The following is a 25331-nucleotide window of genomic DNA, read 5'->3' as shown; positions in this document are numbered from 1 at the left end:
GTACGTGCCTCCCCGTCGGCCCCGTCCCCCGCTCCGCCCGCTTCCTGGCTTTCCTCAGCGCCTCCAACGGCCCCTTGAACGGCGCCTCCAGTGGGCTGTTCGACAGTCCGCCCATCGGCCTCGCCCACGCCCTGTCCGACCCTTGGACCGGGGGTCCAACCACCGGCCGGGATCTCACCGACCTCCGGGCCGTCAGCGCCCCGAGCACGCCAAACGACCCCGTGCAGGGCGTTGAGCAGGGCGTTCTCTCGGGCCTGTGCGGTGGTGAGGCCGTAACCCGCGTGCCGTCCGGACCTGGCCAGGCCCACGGGCAGCTGGGACAGGTTCCCGGGTGCCGGTTCGGCCACCGGCCCGAAGACGCGGTCCCACAGGTGGGTGACGGTGTCCAGGCGGTCGGGGACCTCCAGCGGCTCCGGTGGACCGGTCTCCTCGGCGGCCGCCTCGGGCAGCACCTCGACGGAGCCCGGGTCCAGCGGCGCCGCGACGAGCAGGACGTGGGGTTCACTGACCAGCTCGTCCGTGGTCACCATGAACTCGGGGCCCGGCCCCGAAGCGGTCAGCGCGCCGGGATCCGACACGGCGCGCGCCACCTGCGCCACCAGCGCCAGGGCCAGCTGGGCGGCGACCAGGCTCCGGGTCACCTCCAGCGCGGAGTCGTCCGGCGCCAGGCGGTCCGGCTCGGTCTCCCTCTTGGCGAACCAGGCGCGCAACCGCCCCGACAGGTCCGGGGTGCCCGGACGGTCGCGCGGCCCGGTCAGCCAGAGGCCGTCGCCAGCGGCGACGACGTGTTCGGCCCCGTGCCCGGCCGCGTCCCCGTCGAGGGAGAGCCGGGTGCTCAACAGGACGGGGGCCTCGGGCGGGGGCCCGGTGTCCGCGTGCACCTCACCGAACCCCGCGCGGGCGAGCGCCCGCCGCACCCGCGCCTCCAGCAGCGGGCACGAGGAGCGCACCCGGACCACGCTCGTGCGCAGCGCGGCCAGCGCCGCGTGGGGCCGGTGGGTCGCCGACTCCAGGTGCGGGTAGGCGGCCCGCTCGGCGTCCGTGAGGGAGGCGGGTTCGGGTTCGAGGTCGCGGAGGAAGCGGTGTTCCTCCAGCTGGTCGAGGATGCCCGCCAGGAACGGCCGCCCCGCCTCGGGGAAGCGTCCCAGCAGGTCCGCCCGGTGGAACCCGGCGCGAAGGGTGGGTTCCAGGGCCCGCCACACGGTGTCGGCCCGGGCGCCCCGGACGACGACGGCGGTGGACCCCATGCTGAGCGCCACCCCCTCCGACGCGAGTGACCGGGCACGGACGGCGCTCTTGAGCCGTGTCGCGGTGGTGTTCGCGGTGGAGTCAGGCATCGCCCACCCACGGAAGGGTCGGCCTCAGCTGGGGGTCCTCGCTCTGGTGGTCGACGACCCGGCGGACGGTCTCCTCCCAGCCCTCGCCCACCACCTCCTGCGCGGCCTCGGTGAACAGGTACGCGACTGAGTACCGCTGGACGGGGGCGACACCCATCAGCGGCAGGAGGTCGAAGAAGCAGTTGATGAGGAACCGGAAGGCCGCGAACCCGTACCCGTCGCCGAGCCGGGTGAAGTCGAGCTTGCGGAACTCCTGGTGGAAGTCGCTGTAGGAGCGGTCGTCGGAGCCGCTCCAGCGCACCCCGACGTCCTCGCCGAACTTCGCCGCCTGCTCCTGCCGGTCCGGATGCGGGAACGGCAGGATGTGTTCCTCGCGAGCCAGGGCGACCGCCTCGGGCAGCCAGCGGTCGGCCCACTCTCCCCAGGCCAGCGCGTACGGGTCCGCGCCGTCGCGCTCGTGCACCGCGCGCAGGGAGGCCACGAGTCCCTCGCGCTGGGTGCGGTAGGCGGTGGCCAGCCGTTCCTGCGCGGTCCCCTGGGGGTCCGACCAGTGGAAGTACTCCTTCCAGTGCGAGAGGAAGGCCTGGTACCCGGAGCGCAGCCCCCACTCGGGATAGCGCGTGGCGATCGCGCCCATCCCCGCGAAGACGTTCGCGGACACCGCCCGTTCGCCGCCGCGCCCGCCCGCGTGGTCGGCCACCCGGGAGAGGCCGTCGGTGAGGACCCGCCCCTTGAGGGCGACCGCCTCCGGGCCACGAAGGAACGTGTCGACCGGGTCGCCCGCCAGCCGTCGCGTGCTGTTGTCCGGCTCGATCGGTGCGTAGGGGCCCTCCACCAGCTCCAGTCGCCCCATGCGCTGGGAGAAGGCCTCGTACTGCCCGGGGTCCAACCGCCTGCCTGAGGGGTGATGGCCCAGGAAGGCGCGGACACCCTCCTCGGCCTCGGACACCGCGGCCTCCACCGCGGCCGGGTCACCGTCCGCGTAGAGCACGCAGTGAGGTCCGAGCCGCCAGTGCAGGTGCAGCCAGGCCGCGGTGACACCGGTACGCGCGGCGGCCGCGCGCGCCGCCGGTACGAGGCAGTCTCCGAGCAGGGCGCTCTTGTCGCTGTCGTGGTAGTTGACTCTGAGTCCGACGGTCAAGGGGTCAGCCTCGCTTCGCCTGGGGGATGGGAAGGGGGAGTGGCGTCGGTGCGCGCCGCGCGCGGCACCGTGGAGAGTTCGAGGAACAGTTCGCTGGCGTGCTCACCGACGGGGCTGCGCATTCGGTGGTGGTCCGGCCCGGGGAGCATCTCCTCCACCAGGAGCGCCGGTCCCAGGTGGGCCAGGCGTTTGGCGGCGGTGCCGGTGTGCAGCCTGCTCAGGAAGTCCACGTGCTGCGGTTTGGGTGCCATGGCGCGTTCCAGCGGGCCGAGGCGGGACCCCTGGAGCGGGCGGACGAACACCTGCTCGGGGATGCCCCGGAGTTCGCGTTCCACGTTGAGCCGTCGGTGCAGCTGGGCGGGGGACTCCTCGGAGCGGGGCGAGAGGTCGGCGGTGTCCATGCCCCACCTGCGGCGGAACAGGGTGAGTTCACCGAAGCCGATCCTGGGCGTCCCGCCCCGGAAACCGTGCTCGGTCCACCGTTCGTGGAGGTCGATGGTGAGGTCGCCGAAGGAGAAGAACGGCGAGTCCGCGACCATCGCCACGAGCATCTCGTCGTAGGGCAGCGCGTGCGGCACGAGGAACCCGGTGTAGACGGGGTCGATCTCGCGGCCGTCGCCCCGTACCAGGCGCAGCCCGTGCGGGGTGTGCACCAGGGTGAGGTCCAGGGTGGAGGGTCCGGGTACCAGGGTGGGTTCGTCGCGCAGCGCCAGTTCCTCGTCGGCGAGGGCGGGCGAGAGGTTCGCGTTGAATCCCAGCGCCGACCGCATGTGCACGGTGTCGGCCTCCTCAGGGCCCAGCCGCCGCACGTGCTCGGCGACCCGGTCCCGGAACTCCTCCGGCAGCTGGCCGAGGAACCGGCTGAAGTAGCGGGCCCGGCCGCCGTAGAGGTGGTTGACCACCAGACCGTCCGGAACGACCTGGCCGAACACCGCGAAGGAACGACGGGCGGCGAACTCCCGGTCCGGCAGCATCGCCGCGACCTCGTCCACCACGGCGGGGTCGACGTCCACCCGCTTCCCGCCGGAACGGCCGAGTTCCACGAGGTGGTCCACCGCGCGCCGCCGCGCTGCCAGCACCCGGGTCAGCTCCGGGTCGGCCCCTGCCAGGGCGGCGGGCTCACCGCCCATGAGTTCCTGGGTCAGCGGGAAGGCCGCCCGGGCGTGCTGGGCGAAACCCTCCAGGTCCGTGCAGCGCCCGCCCCGGCCGTACCGGGACACGAACACCTGCTCCAGCGCACCGGAGAGCACGCGCTGGTCGTCCAGCGCGAACAACATCGGCATGAGCCGACCCAGGTCCGCCGACCACGCGCGGGTGCGGTCGCGTTCCACGGGGACGCCGCGCGAGACCAGGCAGTCCTCCACGACCGGTGAGGTGGCGGAGCCCTCCACACCCACCGCCGCCGACCACAGGTGTTGCAGTCGCAGCACGTCGCCCGCCCGACCGGCGCCGTCGGATTCGGCGAACCCGGCCAGCACCGCCTCGGTCTCCTCGAAGGCGGACGCCACCCGGGCCGCCGCCTCGCCGGGCAGGGTGCCGGCCAGCCGGTGCCAGTGCCGAGTGAAGTCGGGGGACTGTTCGGGCACGGGCGACCACGGCACGAGGACGCCCACGTCGATGAGCTTGTCCAGGACGCCGAGCGCCCGCTCGGCTCCGCAGCCGAGTTCGGCGGCGACCGCGTCACGCAGTGCCGCCAACCGCACCGGGGTGGCCGCGCGCTTCTCCAGGACCGTGACGAGGCGGTCCCAGCTCCCGGTCATGGGCAGCCGGACCTCCTCCTCACCGAAGGCCTCCGCGCGCAGCCCGGGGGAGGGCGGCGCCCAGCGGCGGCGGCGTACGACCAGACGTTCTCCCTGGTCGGAGGTCTCGCGTCGGGCCCCGCCGGTGAGCACCCACTCAAGGTCGAGACGCGCCTCGGGGTTGGCGGCCAGTGCCCGCGCCGCCTGCCGGGGCAGCAGTCGCCGGAGCGCGGCGTGCGAGGTGAGGCGCAACGGCTGGTCGGCGTCCTCGGGGGCCTCGGCCCCCAAGGGCGTGAAGTGCACGGCGGTGTACAGCGAGTACGGGCTGACCTTCACCGTGGAGCGGGAGAAGTACCGGACCAGGGCGGCCTCGGCCTTGCGCATCCGCTTGTCGGGGGCCTGATCGGTGGCGGCGCGGGCGGCCACCGCCCGGTGCAGGTCCGGGCTGGACAGCGCGGTCGCACGGTCCACGCCGGGATCGCGGGCCCACGCGGTCAGCGCCGCGCGCTCGGCCAGGAGCGCGGGCTCGTGTTCGGCGTCCACTGAGGCGGCCGTGGCAAGCGCCTCCCGCCAGTTGTCCGCCCACACGGCGAGGAGGGGGATCTCGCGGGTGACCGGGTGGTCGAGGAGGTCCTCCCGGGGCGGGCGGCGGTTGAACACGGCGCGTTTGGCGGCCAGCGCAGCGCTCCGGTGGGCGCCCAGCTCGGGCGCGGCCCGGTGGAGGGCGTCCAGCAGCCCTTCGCGCAGCTCCTCGCGTTCGCGTTCCAGCCGGGCGAGGCTGCGCAGCCCAGACGCGGTCGGGGCGCCCCCGCGCAGGTGTCGGTGGGGATGGGGGTTGACCCGGGAGACCAGGTAGGGACCCTCCACGACCTCGAAGGACCGTGAGGGTTCGGCGGGAGTGTTCAAGCCCCGGTCCCCTCGGGCGCCTTGGCCTCGTCCTTGCCCTTGCCCTTGCTCCGGGACGAACCGAAGCCGCGCGGTTCCCGCTCGGAGGCCCACCGGAACCAGCGCAGCGCCGCCACGGTGCCCAGCAACGACCACGCCATGAGCAGCGCCACCGAGGACCAGTCCCACACGGGCCCGGACTCGGACAACGCGCCCTGGATGAGGAGGGTCAGCGGTCGGCCCGGCAGCAGGTCCACGACGGCGCCCACCGTGTCACCCAACGGCAGGATGATGAACCCGCCCGCGAGGAAGGCCGCGGGGAAGAAGATGCCGTTGACCATGGGCACGGCGGCGTCGGCGTTGGGCGGCAGCAGGGAGGCGGCGGCGCCGAGCGGGGCCATGCACACGAAGCCGAGCAGCAGAGCCGTCAACAGCTGGGGCAGGCGGGCCGGGTCGATGGTCACACCCATGCCGAGCAGACCGATCGCGGTCACCACTCCCAGCACGATCACGGCGGTGAGCAGCGTGTTCACCAGGTAGGCGCCCATCACGGTGGCCGGGCTGACCGGTGTGGTGCGGAAGCGCTTGAACAGCCCGTGGTGGCGGCGGATCGCCAGCCCGATGGCGACGTTGGCGAAGGCCACGGACATCAGCGCGAAGCCGAGGATGCCGCCGAAGCTCAGGTTGGCCTGGGTGATCCCGTGTTCGCCCACGAGCCGGATCTCGTCCGCCTGGGAGCGGAAGGCCAGCCCGAACCCCACGTAGAACATCACCGGCATCAGCACGATGAACGCCAGGGTGATGGGGGAGCGCCAGAACTCCTTGAGTTCCCCGTCCACGTGCAGCCAGAAGGAGGACGGGCGGCGGGTGCTCCGCGCGCGTTCGGTTCCCGTGACGCTCATTCGCTCTTCTCCGCTTCCAGCACGCCGTTCTCCAACATCGCCACGTACGCGTCGTCCAGGCTGGGCGGCACGATGGTGAGGCCGCTGATCCGCGTCCCCTCGTCCCGCGCCCAGGCCTGCACCCGCTCCACCACCGCGTCCTGGTCGTCAGTGAGGATGCGCGCCCTCCCGTTGACCAGTGCGGCGCCCTCGGGGAGGCGACCGTCCGTCCCCTCGGGGAGCGCGAACTCCACCACCGTGTACGCCGCCGAGCCCCGGACGAGGTCGTCGGGGCTGCCGGAGGCGATGAACGAGCCGTCGCGGATGACGTCCACCCGGTCGGCGAGTTCCTGGACCTCGGTGAGGTCATGCGAGGTCAGGACCACGGTCGTGCCGCTCTCGCGCAGCCCCGCCACCAGGCTGCGGATGCGGCGGCGTGAGACGGGGTCCAATCCCGTGGTGGGTTCGTCGAGGAAGAGCAGCTCCGGGCGGCCGGTCAGCGCGAGGGCGAGGTCGAGCCGGCGGCGCTGGCCGTCGGAGAGCGACTTGACCAGGGCGGAGCGCTTCTCCGTCAGCTCCACCTGGGCGAGGGCCTCGTCCACGTCGAGCGGGTCCGGGTAGTAGGAGGCGTGGCGGCGCACGATGTCGCGGACCGACAGCCCCGGTTCCAGCATGGTCTGTTGCAGCACCACGCTCATGCGCTTGCGGAGCTCGGCGAAGTCGCGGCGGTTGCCGGGGTCGAGCCCGAGCACCTCCACCCGTCCCGAGGTGCGTCCCCGGTGCCCCTCCAGGATCTCGATCAGCGTCGTCTTGCCCGCCCCGTTGGGGCCGAGCAGCGCGGCGATCTGTCCGGCGGGCACTTGGTAGGAGATGCGGTGGAGCACCTCTCCCTTCCCGTAGTCCTTGGTGATGTCCGTGGCGTCGATCGCGTACACGTGCGGCCCTCGTCGTGCTTCTACTGGGGGGTTCGGGGCAGGGGGGCGACCCCGGCGAGAGGGCCGCCCCGGTTCAGGGGGTCAGCCGCACGAACCCGAGGAGCAGCAGCTGCTGGAGCCGCAGCACGAGGTGGAGGTGCAGGAGCTGGAGCCGCTGGTGGCGCCGGTCTCCGGGACGGCGACCGCCTCGCGGACGCTCATCACCTCCATGTCGTCGAAGTTGAGGTCGGGCAGGTCGATCGTGGGGGTTTCCTGCAACGCCATCGGACACCTTCTTCTGGGTGGGAGGGGGATGTTGGCGTGAAACTCTGGAGCTTGCCCTTGCCGAATTCCACGCTTTGATCAGGCACGCACGCGTTGATCACGCACGCGCGCGTGCATTTCCGGTGGCGGGGCTGACCGGAGTACCAGTCAGCCGCAGGAGCCGCCGGAGCAGCAGCTGCTGGAGCCGCAGCACGAGGTGGAGGTGCAGGAGCTGGAGCCGCTGGTGGCGCCGGTCTCCGGGACGGCGACCGCCTCGCGGACGCTCATCACCTCCATGTCGTCGAAGTTCAGCTCGGGCAGGTCGATCTCGGGTGCCGTCGAATGGGGCATTGTGGCCTCTTCGTTTGAATCTTCCTAGCGGGTCCCCCGGGCGGGAAAGAAAGTAACATGCGATTCGGCCGGTAGATAGAGGTTGTATTGAACCTTTTCCCTGGTGTGACCTCTGGTTCTCCTGTGTTTCACAGAGGGAACACTGCAAATGGAAACAGGCTCTGGTCCCAGAAGGGACCAGAGCCCGAATTCATCCGACACTTTCCGTGATCAGCAGGAACCGCGTCCGGCGGTCGTGTCGCACAGGCCCAGACCGTCGGTCCAGGAGAGCGCGTCCCGCGCGTTGCCGCCGAACGGCCGGGTGACGGTCACGTCCACCCCGTGCCCGGAGTCCGCCGCGAGCCACACGCGCACCTCGCGGACGCCGTCGCCCGAACCGGCCCTGAGCACGTAGAACGGTGACGGCACCGGGGAACGGCCGCTCTCGGGCCGGGTCCACCAGTCGGCGCCCTGGACGTCGGAGACGTCCACGAACAGGCAGTCGTACGAGGCTCCCTCGAACTCACAGGTGCGCGGCTGCGCGCCGCCGTGGCGGCCCACGGACGGGTCAGACCCGATCCCGTCGTTCATCGCACGCCAGTACACGGTGTCACAGTCCCCGTCGGAGCAGGCGTTCCAGTCCGCCCACGCGGTGGCCCGGGCGGCGGGCGCCGCGGAGCCCCCGTTGATGGCGGAGCAGTACTTGTCCACGATGTAGGGCACCACGAAGTCGGAGACCCAGACGGAGTCGATCGCCTCGCCCGCCGTGTTGTTGGTGCCGAGCCCGGCGGAGTCCATCTGCCACAGGCCGACGCCCGGGTTGAAGAACAGGCCGTCCCGTCCGGCGGGGTCGTACAGGCCGGACTGGTTGTCGTACCTCGACAGGGTCATCGGCGAGGGAGGCAGGGCGGAGCCGGCCGAGACCTCGGGCCAGACGGGGGCCAGCGCCAGGGCGGTGGCGGACTCCGCCGTGATCGCGCAGGAGGCACCGGCCGCCGCGCCCTCGGCGGCGTTCCGGGCGGCCGCGAGGGGTTCGGCGCCGAAGCTCAGCGGTCCGGGCGGGACGGCGGTGTTGGCGAGTTTCTCCTCCAGCGCCTCCCGGTCGGCCTCGGTGCGTTCGGTGGGGGTGTCGGCCGGAGTGGGGACGAACTCGACGGTGTCGTCGGGCGCCGGTTCGGCCAGGGCCGTCTGCGGGGTGCAGAGCAGGACGGCTGCGGCCAGGGCGGTGAGGGTGGTCAGGGCACGCCGCGAGCGCGGCGGTCGGGGGGTCTTCACGTGTCCACCTCAGGAGCGGGTTAGAGGGGAGGGGCTGTCGCCGACCGGGGCACTGTCGGTTGTCTCCAACGTGGATGTCTGACTCGGAGGAAAGTTACATCCCGCTCCGGGTTCGGACAAGATCCCCTGGCGGAGTACCTCGGACTCTCACCTCGGGGACAGGGTGCTGTCCGGGCCCGTTCCGCTGCGTACCCGCACCGGGTCAGCCCTCAGCGTCCATCCGCCCCGGGCCGTTCCGGGTCCGGCCCCGTCCTGGTCCTCGCCCCCGGCTGCGTGCGCCCCGGCTCCCTTCGCCCCGGTCAGAGCACGTCGAGCGGGCTGGGCCCGTCCGGGCCGGGGAAACGCGCGTCCAGGGCCGCCAGATCCTCCTCGGTCAGGCGCAGGTCGAGGGCGGCGTGGTTCTCCTCGACGTGTCCGACGGTGCCCGCCTTCGGGATCGCGCACAGGCCCCCGCCCGCCAGGACCCAGGCGATGGCCACCTGCGCGGCCGAGACCCCGTGCCCCTCGGCGACCCGCTCCAGGACGGGGTCGCCCAGCAGCCGCCCCTGTTCGATGGGGGAGTAGGCCATCACGGGGATCTCGTGGTCCCGGCACCACGGCAGGAGGTCGTACTCCGGTCCGCGCCGGGACAGGTTGTAGAGGACCTGGTTCGCGGCGCAGGCGTCGCCGCCCGTCTCGCCCCACAGTTCGCGCATGTCGTCGGTGTCGAAGTTGCTGACTCCGAAGTCGCCGATCCTTCCCGAGTCACGCAGTTCGGTGAGGGCCTCCAACGTCTCGGCCAGCGGCACCCCTCCGCGCCAGTGCAGCAGGTACAGGTCGATGCGGTCGGTCCCCAGCCGACGCAGGCTGCGTTCGCACGCCTCAACCACGCCCCGGCGGTCGGAGTGGCTCGGCAGTACCTTGCTGACGAGGAACACCTCGTCCCTGCGGCCGCGGATCGCGTCCCCGACCACCCTCTCCGCCCCGCCCGATCCGTACATCTCGGCGGTGTCGATCAGCCCGAGGCCCAGGTCGAGCCCGTGCCGCAGCGCATGGACCTCCGCGTGGTGCGCGTCGGGGTCCTCTCCCATGCCCCAGGTCCCCTGACCGAGTACCGGCAGCTCCTCGCGGGAGGGCAGTAGAAGGTGTCTCATGGCCGTTCCCCGTTTCCTTGCTTTTCGACCTCTCGATCCCCTCACCCCCAACCCTCACCACTTCAGTCCACACGAAACAGGGAGGCGGGGCCCGGTGGTCGATCTGCTCGGGGCGGCAGACGGCCCCCACCGCCAGGGGAGTGCGCTCGCCGGGTACGTCGGGCCGCGACCTCACCCGCGTCGGGGCCCGCGATCGGGTGCGGTCCGCCGCTCGCGCCGACGCTCCAGCACCCGACGCACCACGAACCAGACGACCGCCGCCGCCACCAATCCCAGGACGACCCGGGAACCGACGCCGACGTACCCCTCGACGATGTGCCACTGCTCGCCCAGGTGGTACCCGACCAGGACGAACAGGGTGTTCCACACGGCGCTGCCCAGGGTGGTCAGCCCGAGGAAGAGCGGCAGGGACATGCGCTCGATTCCGGCCGGGATCGAGATGAAACTGCGAAAGATCGGGATGACTCGGCCGAGGAGGACCGCCTTGGGCCCGTGCCGTTCGAACCACGCCTCGGTCCGGTCGATGTCGGCCATCTTGACCAGCGGGACGCGGCTCGCCAACGCCCTGAAACGCTCCCGTCCCAGCCAGGCGCCGAGGCCGTACAGGGCGAGCGCACCCACCACGGAGCCGACGGTGGCCCAGACCAGGACCTCCACCAGCCCCAACTCGCCCCGGGAGGCGGCGAAACCGGCGGTCGGCAGGATCGCCTCGCTCGGGATGGGCGGGAAGAGGTTCTCCAGCGCGATGGCCAGACCGACCCCCGGCCCGCCGAGGACCTCCATGAGTCCGACGACCCACCCGACGAATCCGTCCGCGGGTCCGGCCGCCGCGATGGCGAGATTGGCGTTCACTCGTTGCTCCTGTTCACGGTCCCTTTGAAGGGTGGAACAGAACGTTAGGGGCGGGGAGCGACGCTCCGTGTAAAGACGGATTCCGTTCTACGGCCGAATCGTGGCAAGAGGGGCCACCGGGGCTGTGATTGCCCTCCGGTCCCGTCCCCGGCCGCCGTTCGCGCGCAGATCCGGGGCGCGCCGGACCTCGTGACCGCCGGGCTGGCCTCAGCCGTCGAAGACGCGCTCGACGAGGGTCCGCCAGCTTTCGGCCAGGTGGTTGCAGCCGACCTCCCCCTGCGGTCCGGTGAGCTCGTCCGTGCGTAGGTACAGCAGCAGCGGGCCCTCCAAGGCGGCGGCGAGCTGGAGGGCGAGGCCGTCCGGGTGGGGGAGGGGCGGGCTGGCCTGGCGGAGCAGCATCCGGACGTGCGGAGGGGTCATGCTCACGGAGGCCGGGGCAAGCGGGGAATGGCCCAGTGCGGCACGAAAGATGGCGTGGTTGCCCCTGAGCATGTCGAAGCGCGCCAGGCCGTAGGCGATCAGGCGCTCCTTCGGTTCGGCGCCGGGCCCCAGTGGCGGTGGGCCGTGCAGCACCCGCTCCTGGAACCGGAGCTCGTCGTCATGGAGCACGGCCTGGAAGATCCCCGCACGCGTACCGAAGCGTCGGAAGACGGTCCCCTTGCCCAGCCCGGCGCGCTCGGCCAGGCCGTCCATGGTCACGCTCTCCGGGCCCAGCTCGGCGATCATCGCGCGGACCGTCCGCAGCAGGTGCTCGCGGTTGCGGGCCGCGTCCGCCCGCTCGGGGCGCGGTTTTCCGAAGGGGACCACTGGCACATCCACGGAATCAATCTACCCCGGGAATACTAAGCGGGGGATAGTCCGTTTATGCTGTCATCACGCCGCGACGCCGGGCACACATCCGGCCAGCGGTACACCGAACCAATGGGAGAAGTAGGAATCATGAACCTGTTCCGGCTCGACGGCAGCATCTTCCCGTCCGTGTCCTCCAGCGCCGAGATCGCGGACCGCGCCGAGGCGGAGTGGACCGCGGCGCACCCGGACGGCGGAGTGAACCGCCGCCACCTGGGGACCGACCCGCTTCCCGCCGACGCCTGGGTGCACGCCACCGTGGGCTCTGGCACCCCCGAGCCCGAGCGCACACCGGCCCAGAACGAGGCGCTGGCCCTGGCCGCCCGGCTGGCCGGGGAACTGGAGAGCGCCGACGCCGTGATCCTGGCCGTGCCGATGTACAACTACGGCGTCTCCCAGCACTTCAAGACCTGGGTCGACCTGGTCATCGCCGGTGCCGGGCCCACCAACCCGCTGCTCAAGGGGGTTCCCACCGCGCTGGTCACCACCGCGGGCGGCGGTTACGGCCCCGGCACTCCCCGCGAGGGCTGGGACCACTCCACGCCCTATCTGGAGCGCGTCGTCGGCGACCTTTGGCAGGCCGACCTCACCCTGATCAAGTGCGAGCTCACCCTGGCCGCCACCACCCCGGGGATGGAGGGCCTGAGGGACCTGGCCGAGCAGCAGCGCACCCGGGCCCTGGACGCCGCGCGCGACACCGGTCGGGTGCTCGCCGGGGTCTGACCCCAAGGGCGGGGGCGGCGCCACCACGCCGCCGCCCCCGCCTCGGCGCATATCCTCTGGGGTGCACCGTTCACGACCCTGGAGAGCGCACGATGCTGGAACTGCTGCCCGGACTCACCCAGATCTACGAGGGGTGGGCGCAGCACTACCCGGACGTGCGCCCGCTGACCATCCAGTTCCCCGCCCGCGAGTCCGAGCAGGGGATCGACGGTGTCCTCGCCTACCCCATGGAGGGGCACTGGCTGCTGGTCACCTTCGGCCTCACCGAGCTGGGGGAGAAGACCAGCGAGGAGAAGCGGGTCTCCGGCGCCGGATTCGAGTTCACGTGCCGCATCCCGCGCGCGGACGGCGACGAGACCGTGCCCGCGTGGATCCTGCGCGTGCTGCACGCGCTGGCCGACCAGTACGTGGCCGGTGCGCAGCTGGACGTCGGCCACTGGATCGTCACCCGGTCCCCGCTCGGCGGCGAGAGCGCCAACGGGGACATGACCTCGCTGGCGATCGTGCCCGACGCCGACATGCGCATCCTGGACACCGACAACGGCCTGGTGCTGTTCTTCCAGGTCGTGGGGCTCAAGGCCGAGGAGGGTGAGTACGCCCAGGAAGCCGACACGATCGCCCCGATCATGGCGCTGCTCCGTGACCGCGACCCGAAGATGATCACGGACCCCGGGCGCGAGACCATCCGCCTCTGACGGGATCCGTGGCGGTCACCTCACGTACGCCGGTGGTCACGTGGGGGAGTGCCTCATGGGGTCCCCGTGAACACGGACCCCCTCCCACCACCCACGCGCCACCGGCAGGAGATCGACGGTCTGCGAGCCGTCGCCGTCCTGCTCGTGGCGGTCTACCACGTGTGGTTCGGCCGGTTCTGCGGTGGTGTGGACGTCTTCCTGCTGCTCACCGGGTTCCTCGTCACCGGCTCCCTGGTGCGCGCGGCCGAACGGGGCGGCCCGCGCCACGGCGCCTTCCTCGGTCGGCTCGCCGTGCGGCTGGTCCCCACAGCGGCCCTGGTGATCACGGTGTCCCTGCTGGGCGCGCGGCTGTTGCTCCCCGAGGCCCGCTGGCGCGACACTGTCGCCGAGTCCCTGGCCGCAGCCTCCCACCGCCACATCACCGCCACCTACATGCGCACCCTGGCCCCCAACTCGAACGCCGCCTTCTGCTCCGCACAGGCTGATCTGGGCTGAGGAAAACACCCGAACGACCTTCCTTTACAACCCGTGCGTTGTATACCTAAGCTGGTGTGGGACATTGAACTGGAACTCGTCCAACCCTGGTTGGAAGCCCTGGACCAGGGCTCGTACGAACAAGTGATCGCGGCGCTCGAAGTACTGGCCACACACGGGCCCGGTATCGGCCGACCCCTGGTGGACACGGTCAGGGGGTCACGGCACGCCAACATGAAGGAGCTGCGCCCAGGATCCAGGGGGAGATCCGAGCTGCGGGTCCTGTTCGCCTTCGATCCCGTGCGTAGGGCGATCATGCTGGTGGGCGGCGACAAGTCGGGGAACTGGCAGAAGTGGTACCGGGTCAACATTCCACTCGCCGACCGGCGTTTCGACGAACACGCCGCCGGACTAGGGAGAGGACACCGATGACGAACCTTCGAGACATGCTGGCCAAGCGTCCTGTCGACCGGGAAGCGGTGGAGCGGCACAAGCAGCGGTTGTTGGACGAGGTTCGGTCCTACCGGCTGCGCGAACTCAGGGAGGCGGCCGACCTGACGCAGGTGCAGCTCTCCCAGCAGCTGAACGTCAGTCAGAACCGAGTCTCCAGCATCGAACGCGGGGATATCGGCCACACGCAGGTCGATACCCTGAGGAGGTACGTGGAGGCCCTGGGTGGGAACCTGCGGGTCGAGATGGTGATCGGGGACGAACGCTTCCCCATCGTCTGAGCACGAAAGGGGCCGCCGACCCTCTCGGGACGGCGGCCCCTCCGCTCGGGTGACTACCTCTCGGAGCCCCGTTCGAGAGCCGTGCCGATCTCACCCACGCGGTCGGCCAGCAGGCCCATCGCGCCGATGGCCCTGGTCATCGGGTCGTCGTCGGACCCGCCCAGCGCGCGGCCGCGGCGGAAGCCCTCCTTGACCTCGCGCCAGCGCGCCTCCTGCTCGGCGGTCATCACGCCGCGCAGTTCGGCGAGCTTGAGCAGGTTGGCCTCCGCGCCGGAGGTGAGGGTCTGCGCCTCGCCCAGGTAGTGGTCGTCGATGACGGCCTCCACCTCGGACTCGTTCATGACCGGCACGATCTTCTCCGACAGCCGGTTCATGTTCCGGTACGAACCCTGGAGCTGGAACGGCGGTTCGGTACGGGCGTCCTCCGACTGCGCCGCGGAGGCGATGTAGGCCTGGTTGTTGGCCAGCACCACCTCCTGCACCCGGAGCATCTTCTGGAGGACGGAGACGATCCGGTCCACCTCGGCCGCCGAGTACGGGTGCTTCAGCCGGTCCGTGCCCACCGAGTCGTCGCCCTGGGCCATCCGCACGAACGTGTACACGTCCTCGCGGTCCCGGGTGGACAGCGGCGCCAGGGTCTGGTTCGAGGTTAGCGCGTTCTCGATGTAGCTGAGCGCGAACAGCTCCTCTTTGCCCGAGAGCACGTCACCCAGGTTGTACACGTCGGCCCGGTTGGCGAGCATGTCCGGGATGCGGAACCGCTTGCCCTGCTCGGTGTACGGGTTGCCCGCCATGCAGACGGCGAACCGCTTGCCGCGCAGGTCGTAGGTGCGCGTCCGCCCCTCCCACACTCCCTCCATGCGGCGCTGGCCGTCACAGAGCGAGATGAACTTCTGGAGGAGCTCCGGGTTGGTGTGCTGGATGTCGTCCAGGTACAGCATGGTGTTGCTGCCCATCTCCAACGCGAGGGAGATCTTCTCGATCTCTTGGCGGGAGGTGGCGTCCGGGGCCTCGGCCGGGTCCAGCGAGGTGACCGCGTGCCCCAGGGCGGGGCCGTTGACCTTGACGAACACCAGCCCGAGACGGCTCGCCACGTACTCCATCAGCGTGGTCTTGCCGTAGCCGGGAGGGGAGATGAGCAGCAGCAGGCCGCTCTGGTCCGTGCGCTTGTCGTCCCCGGCCGCGCCGAGCTGTTTGGCGAGGTTGTCGCCGATCAGCGGCAGGTACGACTCGTCGAGCAGACGGTTGCGCACGAACCCGCTCATCACCTTCGGCTTGTACTCCTCCAGCCGCAGGCGCTCGCGTTCGGTCGCCACCAGGGCGTTCCGGCGGCGCTGGAAGTCCCGGTAGGCGGGCACCTCCACCGTGCGGAACCGTCGGGTGCGCGGCAGGATCTCGTCCAGCCGCACGTCCAGGGAGCGCTCGCTGATCCTCGGGTGCGATCCCAGGAGACCGGTGACGCTCTCACTGACCGCCGCCGACGACTCGTACCGCTCCAAAGCGCTCTCGGACAGGCCGATCGCGGCCGCCTCGGGCAGGTCGCCCGGGGCGGGCGGCTCCTCCAGCGTGGTCGCGTACGCCTCCAGCCACGCCGTCACCAGCTGGTGCCGGGCGGCCAGGTCCTCGCCCAGCCCCCGCAGGTCCTCCTCGAAGGCCTTGCGGGTCGTCTCCCGGGTGCTGCCCAGCGCCCGGTGGAACCGGTCCAGCAGCTGCCGGGCGCCCGCACCGGACACGAACCCGCGCTCTGCGGCCCCGTCCAGGGCCAGCTCCTCGAAGAGGTAGTCGCCCACCAGTTCCAGATCGGCGTCCTGGTACAGACCGGTGTCGGTGAGGAAGGCGTCCACACCCTCGGCCAGCTCGGTACGCAGCGCGTCGATGGCCGCGGACCGGCGCGCCCCGAACACGCTCCGGGCCCGTGCGAGCGACGTCGCCCGCGTCTTCCAGGCACCCCGCCGCTCCTTGCCCGCTCCGTACGCCCAGAACAGCTGGGCCACGGCCCGGACCTGCCCGGGGTAGCGCAGGAGTCCGGCCCCGGCGCGCAGCCGCAACAGCGCGGCGAGGACGCGGGTGGCGTCGTGGTCGTGCACGCCCCGCTCGTAGCCCTCGTCGTACCGGGACTCCGCCGCGGTCCGCACCAGGGACTCCAGGGAGTCCCCGTTCTCGGGGTTGAGCACGGCCTCGTTGAGGGCCTCCAGGCTGAACCCCTCGGCCCCCTCCTCCGCCGCGCTCAGGATCGACGTGGCCAGGTACTCCGCCCGGTACACCTCGGGGCTCTCGGAGACCAGCAGCCGGTCCCACAGGTGCCGGGTCTCCTGGAACGCCTCGTCCCTCACGGGTGACCGGAAGTCGGTACCGGTGACCGCCACCGACATCTGCCCGTCGTGCGGGGTGAGGGTGAGGTCGATGGGCTGGGTGTTGACCGCGAAGCGGTGCCTGCCCAGCCGGATGGTCTCCCCTCCGGCGCCGCCCTCGTACAGGTCGGTGCGGTCCTGGAGCGCCCGACCCGCCTCCTGGCGGGCGGCCAGGATCTGGCCCTCCAGCTCCTCGGCGCGCACCGTGTCGCCGAGTTCGCGCATCTCCTCGGCGGTGCGGCGCAGCCGCGTCACCATCGCGTCCGAGGCGAAGTAGGTGTTGATGTCCTCCAGCGTGGTCAGGGCCGCGACCCGCCGGTGCACGCCCTCCAGGACCCGGGCGGCGGAGGACGCCAACCGGTCGGCCCTTCGGGAGCGCGCGTCGACCAACGACTGCTTGCGGGTGGAGAACGCCTCGTAGACGTCCTCGCGCTTGTCCGACAGCTCCTGGAGGAAGTCGTCGAACTCCGCGAAGCGCGATTCCAGGTTCTCCAGTTGGAGCATGATCCGGCCCAGCTGCTCGTCGCAGCGCTCCGGGGTGTCCGCAGCGGCGATCGCCCCGGTGATGGCCTGTCCCAGCAGGGCGAACTCCGCGGCGAACTCGGCCCGGCCCTCCAGGGCGAGCAGTTCCCTGCGTCGCGACTCCAGCGTGGCTCGGGCCCGGTTGACCCCGGCCATCACCTCGCTGATCCGCTCCAGGATGCGCGTGCGCACCTGGGCGTCGCCGATGTCCAGGGACCCGATCACCTCGGTGACGACCTGCAGGCCCTCGGTCTGTTCGGCGATCCGCTCGCCCACGGCGGTGGCGGCGCTGACCGCCTCCAAGGCCTCGGCGTCCTCGACCAGCCGCTCCACCTCGGAGTGGTAGCCGTCGAAGGCGTCGTCCTGTTCGAGGAAGGCGACGGTGCGGCGCCCGGCGGAGGCGATCTCCTCACCGAGGCCCTCCTCCACCGCGTCGATCCGGGCGGTGTCCGCGTAGCGCATCTCGCGCAGCGTGGCGGCCTGCCCCTGGGCGCGGCGCAGCTCGGTCAGCCGGGTCACCCACCCCTCCGCCGAGCGCGGGGTCTCGCCCCGCGACCGGCGGATGAGCGCCGTGACCTTCTCCTCCGTCTCGGAGAGGCTCTTCGCGGCCTGACGGGTGAGCTCCTGGACGGTCTCGAACTCGTCCAGTACCCGCTCGGCCGTGGAGCGCACCTCCGTGAGCGGGGCGGCGAGGTCGCCCAGCTCGTCCTCACCCAGCCAGTGGAACCGGTCCAGGACCCTGCGGCACGAGGCGATGAGTGCCTCGAACACCTCGGTGGAGGGCCGCATGTCCTCGGAGATCCGCGCCACCGAGAGGCACTCGGACACGCCCTGGACCAGTTCGGCGTTGCCGATCCGCTCCAGCGGCCCGGTGCCGACCGGTTGCGCGGCCGCGTACACGTCGGACACGTACGGGGTCTGCCACACCTGCATGGGGTGCACCCGGGTGGGTTCACCCGAGGTGTCACGGAAGACCGTCATGGTCCCGTCGTCGAACAGCGAGTAGCCGTGGCAGACGATCGGGTTGGCGACCTCCTTGCGGATGGTGTTGTACGACAGCAGCAGGCTGCGGCCGTCCGCCCGCGAGTGGAAGACGTACAGCACGTCCTCGCCGTTGGGCGAGCGCACCACCCGTTCGAACTCCAGGTCGGTGACGTCGGTGTCGAAGGTCCGCGCGACCCCGGTGGACAGGTAGTACCCGCCGGGGAAGATGAGCCCCTGGTCGTCGGGCAGGCGCTGGCAGGACTGGCCGATACCGTCGAGGCGTTCGACGCCCTTGGTCCGCGTGTTGAAGACCAGGTAGCGCCACGCGGTCTCGTTGTACGGCCTGATCTTCAGCAGGACGAGCGCGCCGACCTGCGCGTGGAAGACCGAAGCGTCGGCCAGGCTCTGCAACGGCTCGTCGACGGGCTCGCTGTAGATGCCCTCGCCGACCTCGGTGTTGTCCTCCACCTTGATGGTGAGGTCGCCGCCGACCGTCTCCACGAACAGTTCGTCGCGGATCGAGATGTGCGGGTGCCGGCCCTGCACGTGGTCCTCGCGGGTGGCCTCCGTCCACGAGAAGTCGTGCGAGGGCGGGAACACGTGGTCGCGTTCCCCCCGGTCATCGAGGTAGGCGACCTCGCCGGTGGGCGAGACCGACCACCGCAGCACCCGCACGTCCTCGGTGCGCGGGCCGGTCTGGAAGACGGCGAGCAGCCGCTCCTCGACCCGGCGCAGCTGGAGCAGGCGGGCGTCGCGGTAGTACCGGTAGAGCTGGGCGAACTCCTGGCGGAACCGCTCGTCGGCGAGGAGACCGGGGACGGCGTCCTCGGCCGCGTCGGTGAACTCGAAGGAGTCGCCGCCGTGCTCGTACCGGTGCAGGGAGAACACGTCGGAGACGTGCGTCTGGCTCTGCATGCCGATGTAGACGTTGTAGCCGAAGAGGATCATGTCCCCGTCGGCGTCGTTCCCCACGGAGCGCCCCACGCTGACGATGTCGCGTGGCACGCAGTTGTGTTCGGTGCGGATGCGCTCGGTACCGCGCAGGGAGAGCTCGGTGCCGCCGAACACCTCGAGTCGGCGGTTGTTGAGTTCCTCGGTCCGCCGGGCCAGCTCACCGGTCTGTTCGCGGAGCCGGGCGCGGAGCACCTCGTAGGTGCCCGCGTCCAGCGACCGCGCGTCCTCGGCTTCCGGCCCGGGGCCGTCGGTCTCCCGGTTCTCCTGGGAGTGGGCCTCGGTCACGGAGGACTACCTCACTGCTTCACGGGGGCGAGAGCGTTCACGGGAAGCTGGTCGAGGCCCAGGGAACGGGCAGTCGTCAGCAGGTTGTCCAGCTTGCCCGTCTCGGGGCCGCCCGCCGCGATGAGCTTGAGCAGCAGGGCGGAGACGGTCAGATTCTTGACGTCCTCGCTGTCGGCCTCGGCCAGGACCCGCTTGACGTCGTCGGCGAAGTTGCCCTCGCCGCTGAGCCAACCGCTGCCCAGCGCCTGGACGGTGTCGGAGCTGCCGACGAACCCGTCCACGGCCTTGCCCATGCCGATGGAGTTGACCATGCGGTCGAAGAAGGCGCCGTCGCCGCCGACGATGCTGATGTCGGCGCTCTCCAGACCGGCGGCCATCGCCGTGGCCTGGGCCTCGGCGACCTGACGCTGCACGTCGATCCCGGCCAGGCGGACCTCCTTCTCGGCGTCCAGGCGCAGGCGGTACTCCTCGTGCTCGCGGCTGACCTGGTCCAGGGCGGCCATGGCGGCGGCCTTGTCAGTCAGACCGGCGGCCTCGGCGCGCAGCTTCTTCTCCACCGCGTCGGCCTCGACGTCGGCCTTCTCACGGGCGACGACGGCCTCGGCGCGGCCGAGCTTCTCGACGGCCTCGGCGTCCTGCTGGCGGACCTGGACCTCGGCCAGACCGGCGGCGGCAGCCTCGGCCTGGATGCCCTCGGCGAGTCGGATCTTGGCGCGCGTGTCCAGCTCGGCGGCCTGCTGGCGGGCCTCGGCGAGCGTGAGCTCCTCCTGGGCCTTGTGCTTGGCGGCGGCCTCGGCAGCCTCGGCGGCCTTGATGTCCTTGACCAGGTTCTCCTGCGCCTCGGCCTCGGCGTGGATGATGATGGACTGCCGCTGGCGCTCGGCCTCCTCCACGGCGCGGAGCTTCTTGATCGCCTCTTCCTGCTCGGCGACGGTGCGGTCGACGGCGATCCGCTCGCGGACGACGTCGGCGACCTCGCGCTTCTCGGCCTCGACCTCCTTGTCCTTGGCGATGCGGCTCAGCTCGGTCTCGCGCTCGCGGCCGATGACCTCCAGGAGGCGGTCCTTCTCGATCCGCTCGGTCTCGATGGCGATGACGCGCTCGCGGTTCTTCTCGGCGACCGCGATCTCACGCTGCTGGTTCTCGGACTGGACGCCGAGCTGCTCGTTGGTGCGCAGGTTGGCGGTCTCGGACTTGAGCCGCTCCTCGGCCTGGACGCGGGCGGTCTCGGCCTCCTCCTGCGCGCGGATGATCTCGATCTCGCGCTTGGCCTTGGCGGCCGCCTCCTCGCGACGCTTCTCCAGCTCGGCGAGGGTCTCGGCGGTCTCCGTGTTCTGGCGGTCGATCTCCTTGCGGCGGTCGTTCTCGAACTCGTTGGTGCGCTTGTGCTCCTTGGCGGTGCGCTCCGTGATCTTCGAGATGCCCTGCGCGTCGAGGATGTTGTTCGCGTCGTGGTGGTGGAGCGGAGTCTGCTCCAGCTCGTCGATGGCCACGTCCTCCAGGATGTAGCCGTTGAGGTCGGTGCCGATCAGGGACACGATCGCGTGGCGGAACTGCTCGCGGTGCGTGAACAGCTCCTCGAAGTCGAACTGCTTGCCGACGGTCTTGAGCGCCTCGGAGAACTTGGAGTTGAAGAGCTCCTGGAGGGTGTCCTGGTCGCTGGCGCGCGCGGTGCCGATCGCCTTCGCGACCTTCTTGACGTCCTCGGCGGTCTCGTTCACACGGACGTAGAAGAACACCTTGATGTCCGCGCGGATGTTGTCCTTGCAGGTCAGGCCGTCACGGCCGCCGCGCTCCAGGGTCAGGCTCTTGAGGGAGATGTCCATGATCTCGGCCTTGTGCAGGACCGGGAGGACGATGGAGCCGGTGAAGGTGACGTGGACGTCCCTGACCTTGGAGATGATCAGGGCCTTGCCCTGCTCGACCTTCCGGAAGAGGCGCGTGACCATCACCAGGAGGGCGATGAGGACGACGAGGCCGATGGCCAGGGCCACTCCGAAGGTCAGGAAGGCCGCGTCAGCCGCCTCCTGGCCGCCGGTGGAGGATGCACTCAGCAACACGTGGGTGTCTCTTTCTGCGAGGTGAACCTGGTCGGTCCGGCACCGGGGGAGCGACGCGGGGCTGGCGGTGCGGCGACCGGGGGAGAGAAGCGTTCGTCATGCTTTGTGACGCGTGAACGGGGCAAACGGTTCCGTGTGATCGGGAACGAGCAGGGCACCCGTGGTCGCGTCCGCTCACGTGCTCCCGCCCGGCTGTGAGGCCGGGGTCCACCCGCCGCGCCGCCGGTCGGCGTAGCGCGGGGACAGAAAGCGGCGCTGGCCGAGGATCAGACCGTCGTCGGCCAGGGTGAAGATGTCCACGAAGTCCACGTCCTCGGGGCCCCGGTCGGGCTCGTGGGGCAGGACCACGAAGCGGCCGACCGCGGCGATGTGCCCGGACTGACCGAACACCCGGTAGAGGTCGTGGAAACCGCGGGGGCGCAGCGGGTCGCCGCACAGTCTTTCGGCTTCGTCTCGCCCGTGCGCGAGCGGAAGGTCGGGTCGCTTTATCTGCACCTTTTCCGCGAGCAGCGATGCGTATCCGTCAATATCCCCGCTATCTAAATAGTGATACGAAAGGCGAACGTGTTCTACTCCGAGTGAGGTTATCGTGGCGTTTGGTGATAGGTGGTCGTGATCATTCTCGACTGTGGCCACGCTCCCTGCCCCCTGCTCCGAACCCGTTTTTGGTCACGGATCGTCACGTCCCGCTCGCGCAGGCGCGGCTTGTGTTCTGGCTCTGAGTACCAGGATGCCCATCGGACCTATTCGTTCGCTATCGCATGGCTACCATCCGTTTCCTTGTTGTTGTCGGGTCCATATTGACGGGTTGCTTTTCGAGTGGCTACCTTGGCCGACAAGGATCCGAGAATAACCTTGGTCGGCCCACCCCGACCCTGCCGTCAAAGGGGCCCGTCATCGGCTATGAAACACTTGTCGAGGACAGAGGGGATCCCCCCTTTAGAATTCTCGGGCCACTTCAGGTCGAGGGTGCCGAAGGCCAGGTGCGCATCCCCCCGGGACGGCAACAGGTCGTTCTCGCCGCCCTGTTGCTGGAGGCCGGGCACGTCGTGTCCACCGACTACCTCGTGGACGCGATCTGGGACGAGGACCCGCCGGGGACCGCGCGCACGCAGGTGCAGATCTGTGTCTCCCGGCTGAGGAAGTGCCTCGCCTCGACCGGGGCCACTCTGGAGACCAGGCCTCCTGGCTACCGGTTCCAGGCCGAACCCGACGCGATCGACGTGCGTCGCTTCCAACGGCTCGCGGCCGAGGCCGAGGTCGTCGGCAGGGAGGGCCGGGACGCCGAGGCGGTGGCCCTCCTGCGCAGGGCGTCCGGGCTCTGGAGCGGTCCCACGCTCAGCGGTATCTCCAGCCGCAGCCTCGGGACCAAGGCCGCGCGCCTGGACGAGGCCCGCACCAACCTCATCGAGACCTACATCGAGCTCGAGCTCGGGCTCGGCCGCCACAGCGGGCTCATCGGTGAGATCAACGCGCTCGTGCAGGACTTCCCCCTGCGCGAACGCCTCAGGAAGCAGCTGATGCTCGCCCTCTACCGCTCCGGTCGGCAGGCCGAGGCGCTGGAGGCGTACCGGAGGGGCCGGGACCTCTTCATGGGGGAACTCGGTCTGGAGATGGGCGAGGAGCTGCGCGGCCTGGAGACGAGCATCCTCTCGGGGGACCCGACCCTGCTCCTGGGCCCGGAGCGGACCGACCTTCGGTCCCCCTCGCCCCCCGTCACACCTGCCGCCCCTGACGGCGACGACAAGGGGACCGAGCTCCCGATCCTGCCCGAGGAGCCCGAAGCGTACTCCGGCGTCGGTGAGGCCCGCCCCCGGCAACTGCCCGCTGACACAGCGGACTTCGTCGGCCGCGCCGAGTCCGTCAGCTCCGTGGAGGTCGCCCTCACGCTCCCCGAGCGCGGCCACGCGGTCGGTGTCGCCGTCATCATCGGTCGGCCCGGGGTCGGCAAGAGCGCCATGGCCGTCCACGTCGCCCACCGCCTCCAGGACGAGCGCTTCCCGGACGGGCAGCTCTACTGCGACCTGCGCGGCAGCCGTGAGATCCCCACCGAGACCGCCGAGGTACTCGCCCGCTTCCTCCGCGCGCTGGGCATCCCGGGCCAGTCCATTCCCGAGGGCCGCGACGAGCGCGCCGAGATGTACCGGAGCCTGCTGTCCGAGCGCCGGGTCCTGGTCGTGCTCGACGACGCCGGATCGGAGCGCCAGGTGGCGGACCTGCTTCCGGGCAGCCCGGGATGCGGCGTGATCGTCACCAGCCGGGCCAGGCTCACCGGCGTCCCCGGGGCGGTCCTCGTCGAACTCGACGTGCTGGACCGGGACCAGTCGTTCGACCTCCTCCGCCGGATCGTCGGCTCCGGGCGGGTGGAGGCCGAACCCGCCGCGGCCGACTCACTGGTGCGATCGGTCGGACGGCTGCCGCTGGCCCTGCGCATCGTCGCCGCGCGCCTGGCGGCGCGCCCGCACTGGTCCCTGGCCTCCATGGTCAACCGGCTCTCCGACGAACGCCACCGACTGGACGAGCTCACCCACGGCGAACTCGGGGTCCGCGCCAGCCTCAGCCTGACCTACGACGGCATGGACGACGTCACCCGCCGCACCCTCCGGCTGTTCGCCCTCGCCGACGGGCCGAACCAGCCGGGCTGGATCGCCGGCGCGCTCCTCGACGACCGTCGCCGCTACCCGTCGGACCTGCTCGAACCCCTTGTGGACGCCCAGATGCTGGACGTCACCGGGATCGACCCCGGCGGCGACCCCAGGTACCGCTTCCACGACATCATCCGCCTGTTCGCCCGGGAGCGCCTCCTCGACCAGGAACCCGGGCCCGACCGGCACGCCGCCCTCGGACGACTCGTCGGAGGGTGGCTCGGCCTGGTGGACGAGGCCAACCGGCGTATCCACGGCGGCGACTACCTGCTCCTGCACGGCGAGGGCACGCGCTGGCACCCGCCTCGCGCGCTCACCGAGGTCGCCCTCGCGGACCCGATGGAGTGGCTGGAGCGGGAGCAGGACAACCTGTACGCGGCCGTGGACACCGCGGCCCGGGCGGGGCTCGACGAACTCTGCTGGGATCTCGCGGTGTCCCTGCTCACGCTGTTCGGCCGGCGCTGCCACCCGGACGAGTGGGCCCTCACCAACCAGCGGGCGATGGAGGCGGTACGCGCGGCGGGCAACCTGCGCGGGATTGCCGCGATCACCTTCTCCAACGGCTGCCTCTACCTGGACCAGAGGAAGAACGACGAGGCGCGGGCGGCGATGACGGCCGCCCTGGAGGGCTTCACCGGCCTCGAGGACGCGCTCGGCCGCGCCAAGTGCCTGCGCGAACTCGCCCACCTGGCCAACGTGGACGGCGACCGAGAGCGCGCGCTGGACTTCGGGGAACGGGCCTACGAGGTCTTCGAGTCGATCGGCGACGTGGCGGGCATGGGCCGCACCCTGCTGCTCACCGGGCACGTCCGGCTGGCCATGGGCGAGGAGGAGCGGGGGATGGTCGAGCTCCTGCGCGCCCGTCAGCACGCGGAGACGACGGGAGACCCGCGCAGTCGCGCGCAGGTGCTGCGCAGGATCGGTCAGTACTCGTTACTGAAGGGGGACCACAGGGAGGCGCTGGGCATCCTCACCGAATCCTTCGAGTTGGTGCGCGAGCTGCGCGATCCGATCGGGGAGGGCTATCTCCTGCATGACCTGGGGCGGGTCTGCGGGCTGCTGGGGCGGTCGGGGGAGGCCCGGCGGTTCCTCGGCCGTTCGCTGGCCGTACGCGAACAGATCCGGGACGGCGCGGGTGCCGCCGAGGTCGGGTTGGACCTGGCGCGGCTGCTCCAGGGCCTGGGCGAGAGCGGGCAGGCCGTCGAACTCGCGGAGAGGGTGGCCGGGGTGTTCGCGGAGAGGGGGATGGAGTCCAAGCACGCCGAGGCGGTGCGGATCGCGGGAGCACCCGGTTCCTGACACGGGCG

General features: G+C 71.1%; 19 protein-coding genes and 1 pseudogene. 6 read left to right on the top strand and 14 right to left on the bottom strand.

Features of this window, described 5'->3' with window-relative positions; genetic code table 11:
* The 11 genes from ADX84_RS02675 to ADX84_RS26940 all read right to left on the bottom strand — a co-directional run.
* Nucleotides 1-1337, bottom strand: a 1337-nt coding sequence (locus tag ADX84_RS02675) for a hypothetical protein (protein WP_199776452.1), incomplete at its 3' end; no start/stop codon positions are given.
* A complete protein-coding gene (locus ADX84_RS02670; protein ID WP_049566838.1) occupies nucleotides 1330-2478 on the bottom strand; it encodes a lantibiotic dehydratase C-terminal domain-containing protein in 1149 nt (382 codons plus the stop codon). The genes ADX84_RS02675 and ADX84_RS02670, both read right to left, overlap by 8 nt.
* Nucleotides 2475-5123: a lantibiotic dehydratase gene (locus ADX84_RS02665; protein ID WP_049566834.1), complete on the bottom strand. Its 2649-nt coding sequence runs from the start codon at nucleotides 5121-5123 to the stop codon at nucleotides 2475-2477. Before ADX84_RS02665 ends, ADX84_RS02670 begins: the two co-directional genes overlap by 4 nt.
* Nucleotides 5120-6004 (bottom strand): ABC transporter permease, encoded by an 885-nt coding sequence (locus ADX84_RS02660; protein WP_049566831.1) that lies wholly within the window; start codon nucleotides 6002-6004, stop codon nucleotides 5120-5122. Before ADX84_RS02660 ends, ADX84_RS02665 begins: the two co-directional genes overlap by 4 nt.
* A complete protein-coding gene (locus ADX84_RS02655) occupies nucleotides 6001-6918 on the bottom strand; it encodes an ABC transporter ATP-binding protein (RefSeq protein WP_049566828.1) in 918 nt (305 codons plus the stop codon). Before ADX84_RS02655 ends, ADX84_RS02660 begins: the two co-directional genes overlap by 4 nt.
* An 81-nt stretch (nucleotides 6919-6999) precedes the next feature.
* Nucleotides 7000-7182 carry a thiazolylpeptide-type bacteriocin gene (locus ADX84_RS02650; RefSeq protein WP_049566824.1) on the bottom strand — a complete coding sequence of 61 codons (183 nt, stop codon included), beginning with the start codon at nucleotides 7180-7182 and terminating at the stop codon, nucleotides 7000-7002.
* A gap of 147 nt (nucleotides 7183-7329) precedes the next feature.
* Entirely contained in the window at nucleotides 7330-7512 is a 183-nt protein-coding gene (locus tag ADX84_RS02645; protein WP_017590578.1) for a thiazolylpeptide-type bacteriocin, read from the bottom strand.
* A 210-nt stretch (nucleotides 7513-7722) separates the two neighbouring features.
* Nucleotides 7723-8766, bottom strand: coding sequence for a hypothetical protein (locus ADX84_RS02640; protein ID WP_049566819.1), 1044 nt, complete (start codon nucleotides 8764-8766; stop codon nucleotides 7723-7725).
* A 299-nt stretch (nucleotides 8767-9065) separates the two neighbouring features.
* Nucleotides 9066-9899, bottom strand: a complete 834-nt coding sequence (locus tag ADX84_RS02635; RefSeq protein WP_049566816.1) for an aldo/keto reductase — start codon at nucleotides 9897-9899, stop codon at nucleotides 9066-9068.
* A 171-nt stretch (nucleotides 9900-10070) separates the two neighbouring features.
* Nucleotides 10071-10751 (bottom strand): DedA family protein, encoded by a 681-nt coding sequence (locus ADX84_RS02630; protein ID WP_369801046.1) that lies wholly within the window; start codon nucleotides 10749-10751, stop codon nucleotides 10071-10073.
* Nucleotides 10752-10958: 207 nt separating this feature from the next.
* Entirely contained in the window at nucleotides 10959-11570 is a 612-nt protein-coding gene (locus tag ADX84_RS26940; RefSeq protein ID WP_255352543.1) for a TetR/AcrR family transcriptional regulator, read from the bottom strand.
* 102 nt (nucleotides 11571-11672) lie between these two features.
* Between ADX84_RS26940 and ADX84_RS02620 the strand changes: the two genes are divergently transcribed.
* From ADX84_RS02620 to ADX84_RS02600, 5 genes and pseudogenes are all read left to right on the top strand, one after another.
* Entirely contained in the window at nucleotides 11673-12323 is a 651-nt protein-coding gene (locus tag ADX84_RS02620; protein ID WP_234003822.1) for an FMN-dependent NADH-azoreductase, read from the top strand.
* A gap of 92 nt (nucleotides 12324-12415) precedes the next feature.
* Complete coding sequence (locus ADX84_RS02615; RefSeq protein ID WP_049566807.1) at nucleotides 12416-13018, top strand: suppressor of fused domain protein; 603 nt, start codon at nucleotides 12416-12418, stop codon at nucleotides 13016-13018.
* A gap of 66 nt (nucleotides 13019-13084) precedes the next feature.
* Nucleotides 13085-13423 (top strand): annotated as a pseudogene (locus ADX84_RS02610) (acyltransferase family protein); the annotation flags it as partial.
* Nucleotides 13424-13567: 144 nt separating this feature from the next.
* The gene (locus tag ADX84_RS02605) at nucleotides 13568-13924 is read left to right on the top strand and encodes a type II toxin-antitoxin system RelE/ParE family toxin (protein ID WP_049566801.1); all 357 of its coding nucleotides are present in this window, start codon (nucleotides 13568-13570) and stop codon (nucleotides 13922-13924) included.
* A complete protein-coding gene (locus ADX84_RS02600) occupies nucleotides 13921-14223 on the top strand; it encodes a helix-turn-helix domain-containing protein (protein ID WP_049566797.1) in 303 nt (100 codons plus the stop codon). The genes ADX84_RS02605 and ADX84_RS02600 overlap by 4 nt, the downstream gene beginning before the upstream one ends.
* 53 nt (nucleotides 14224-14276) lie before the next feature.
* Here ADX84_RS02600 and ADX84_RS02595 read toward each other — a convergent pair whose 3' ends face one another.
* The 3 genes from ADX84_RS02595 to ADX84_RS25225 all read right to left on the bottom strand — a co-directional run bounded on the left by ADX84_RS02595 (nucleotide 14277) and on the right by ADX84_RS25225 (nucleotide 22015).
* Nucleotides 14277-19319: a DNA repair ATPase gene (locus ADX84_RS02595; RefSeq protein ID WP_049566793.1), complete on the bottom strand. Its 5043-nt coding sequence runs from the start codon at nucleotides 19317-19319 to the stop codon at nucleotides 14277-14279.
* An 11-nt stretch (nucleotides 19320-19330) separates the two neighbouring features.
* A complete protein-coding gene (locus ADX84_RS02590; RefSeq protein WP_049566789.1) occupies nucleotides 19331-21379 on the bottom strand; it encodes a flotillin family protein in 2049 nt (682 codons plus the stop codon).
* Between the two features lie 174 nt (nucleotides 21380-21553).
* Nucleotides 21554-22015 carry a nuclear transport factor 2 family protein gene (locus tag ADX84_RS25225; RefSeq protein WP_082206263.1) on the bottom strand — a complete coding sequence of 154 codons (462 nt, stop codon included), beginning with the start codon at nucleotides 22013-22015 and terminating at the stop codon, nucleotides 21554-21556.
* Nucleotides 22016-22362: 347 nt separating this feature from the next.
* On the opposite strand from ADX84_RS25225, the gene ADX84_RS02580 reads away from it, so the two are divergent.
* Complete coding sequence (locus ADX84_RS02580; protein ID WP_199776451.1) at nucleotides 22363-25323, top strand: AfsR/SARP family transcriptional regulator; 2961 nt, start codon at nucleotides 22363-22365, stop codon at nucleotides 25321-25323.
* The last annotated feature ends 8 nt before the right edge of the window (nucleotides 25324-25331 follow it).

It is taken from the genome of Nocardiopsis sp. SBT366, from assembly GCF_001083815.1.
Classification (GTDB): domain Bacteria; phylum Actinomycetota; class Actinomycetes; order Streptosporangiales; family Streptosporangiaceae; genus Nocardiopsis; species Nocardiopsis prasina.
Note: the sequence above shows the minus strand (reverse complement) of the source record. Positions and strands in the feature narration are given on the sequence as shown.

Excerpts from the sequence above, each read along its gene's own strand:
- ADX84_RS02660 (WP_049566831.1), bottom strand. The coding sequence starts at position 6,004 with ATGAGCGTCACGGGAACCGAACGCGCGCGGAGCACCCGCCGCCCGTCC.
- ADX84_RS02650 (WP_049566824.1), bottom strand. The coding sequence starts at position 7,182 with ATGGCGTTGCAGGAAACCCCCACGATCGACCTGCCCGACCTCAACTTC.
- ADX84_RS02645 (WP_017590578.1), bottom strand. The coding sequence starts at position 7,512 with ATGCCCCATTCGACGGCACCCGAGATCGACCTGCCCGAGCTGAACTTC.
- ADX84_RS02635 (WP_049566816.1), bottom strand. The coding sequence starts at position 9,899 with ATGAGACACCTTCTACTGCCCTCCCGCGAGGAGCTGCCGGTACTCGGT.
- ADX84_RS02620 (WP_234003822.1), top strand. The coding sequence starts at position 11,673 with ATGGGAGAAGTAGGAATCATGAACCTGTTCCGGCTCGACGGCAGCATC.
- ADX84_RS02615 (WP_049566807.1), top strand. The coding sequence starts at position 12,416 with ATGCTGGAACTGCTGCCCGGACTCACCCAGATCTACGAGGGGTGGGCG.
- ADX84_RS02600 (WP_049566797.1), top strand. The coding sequence starts at position 13,921 with ATGACGAACCTTCGAGACATGCTGGCCAAGCGTCCTGTCGACCGGGAA.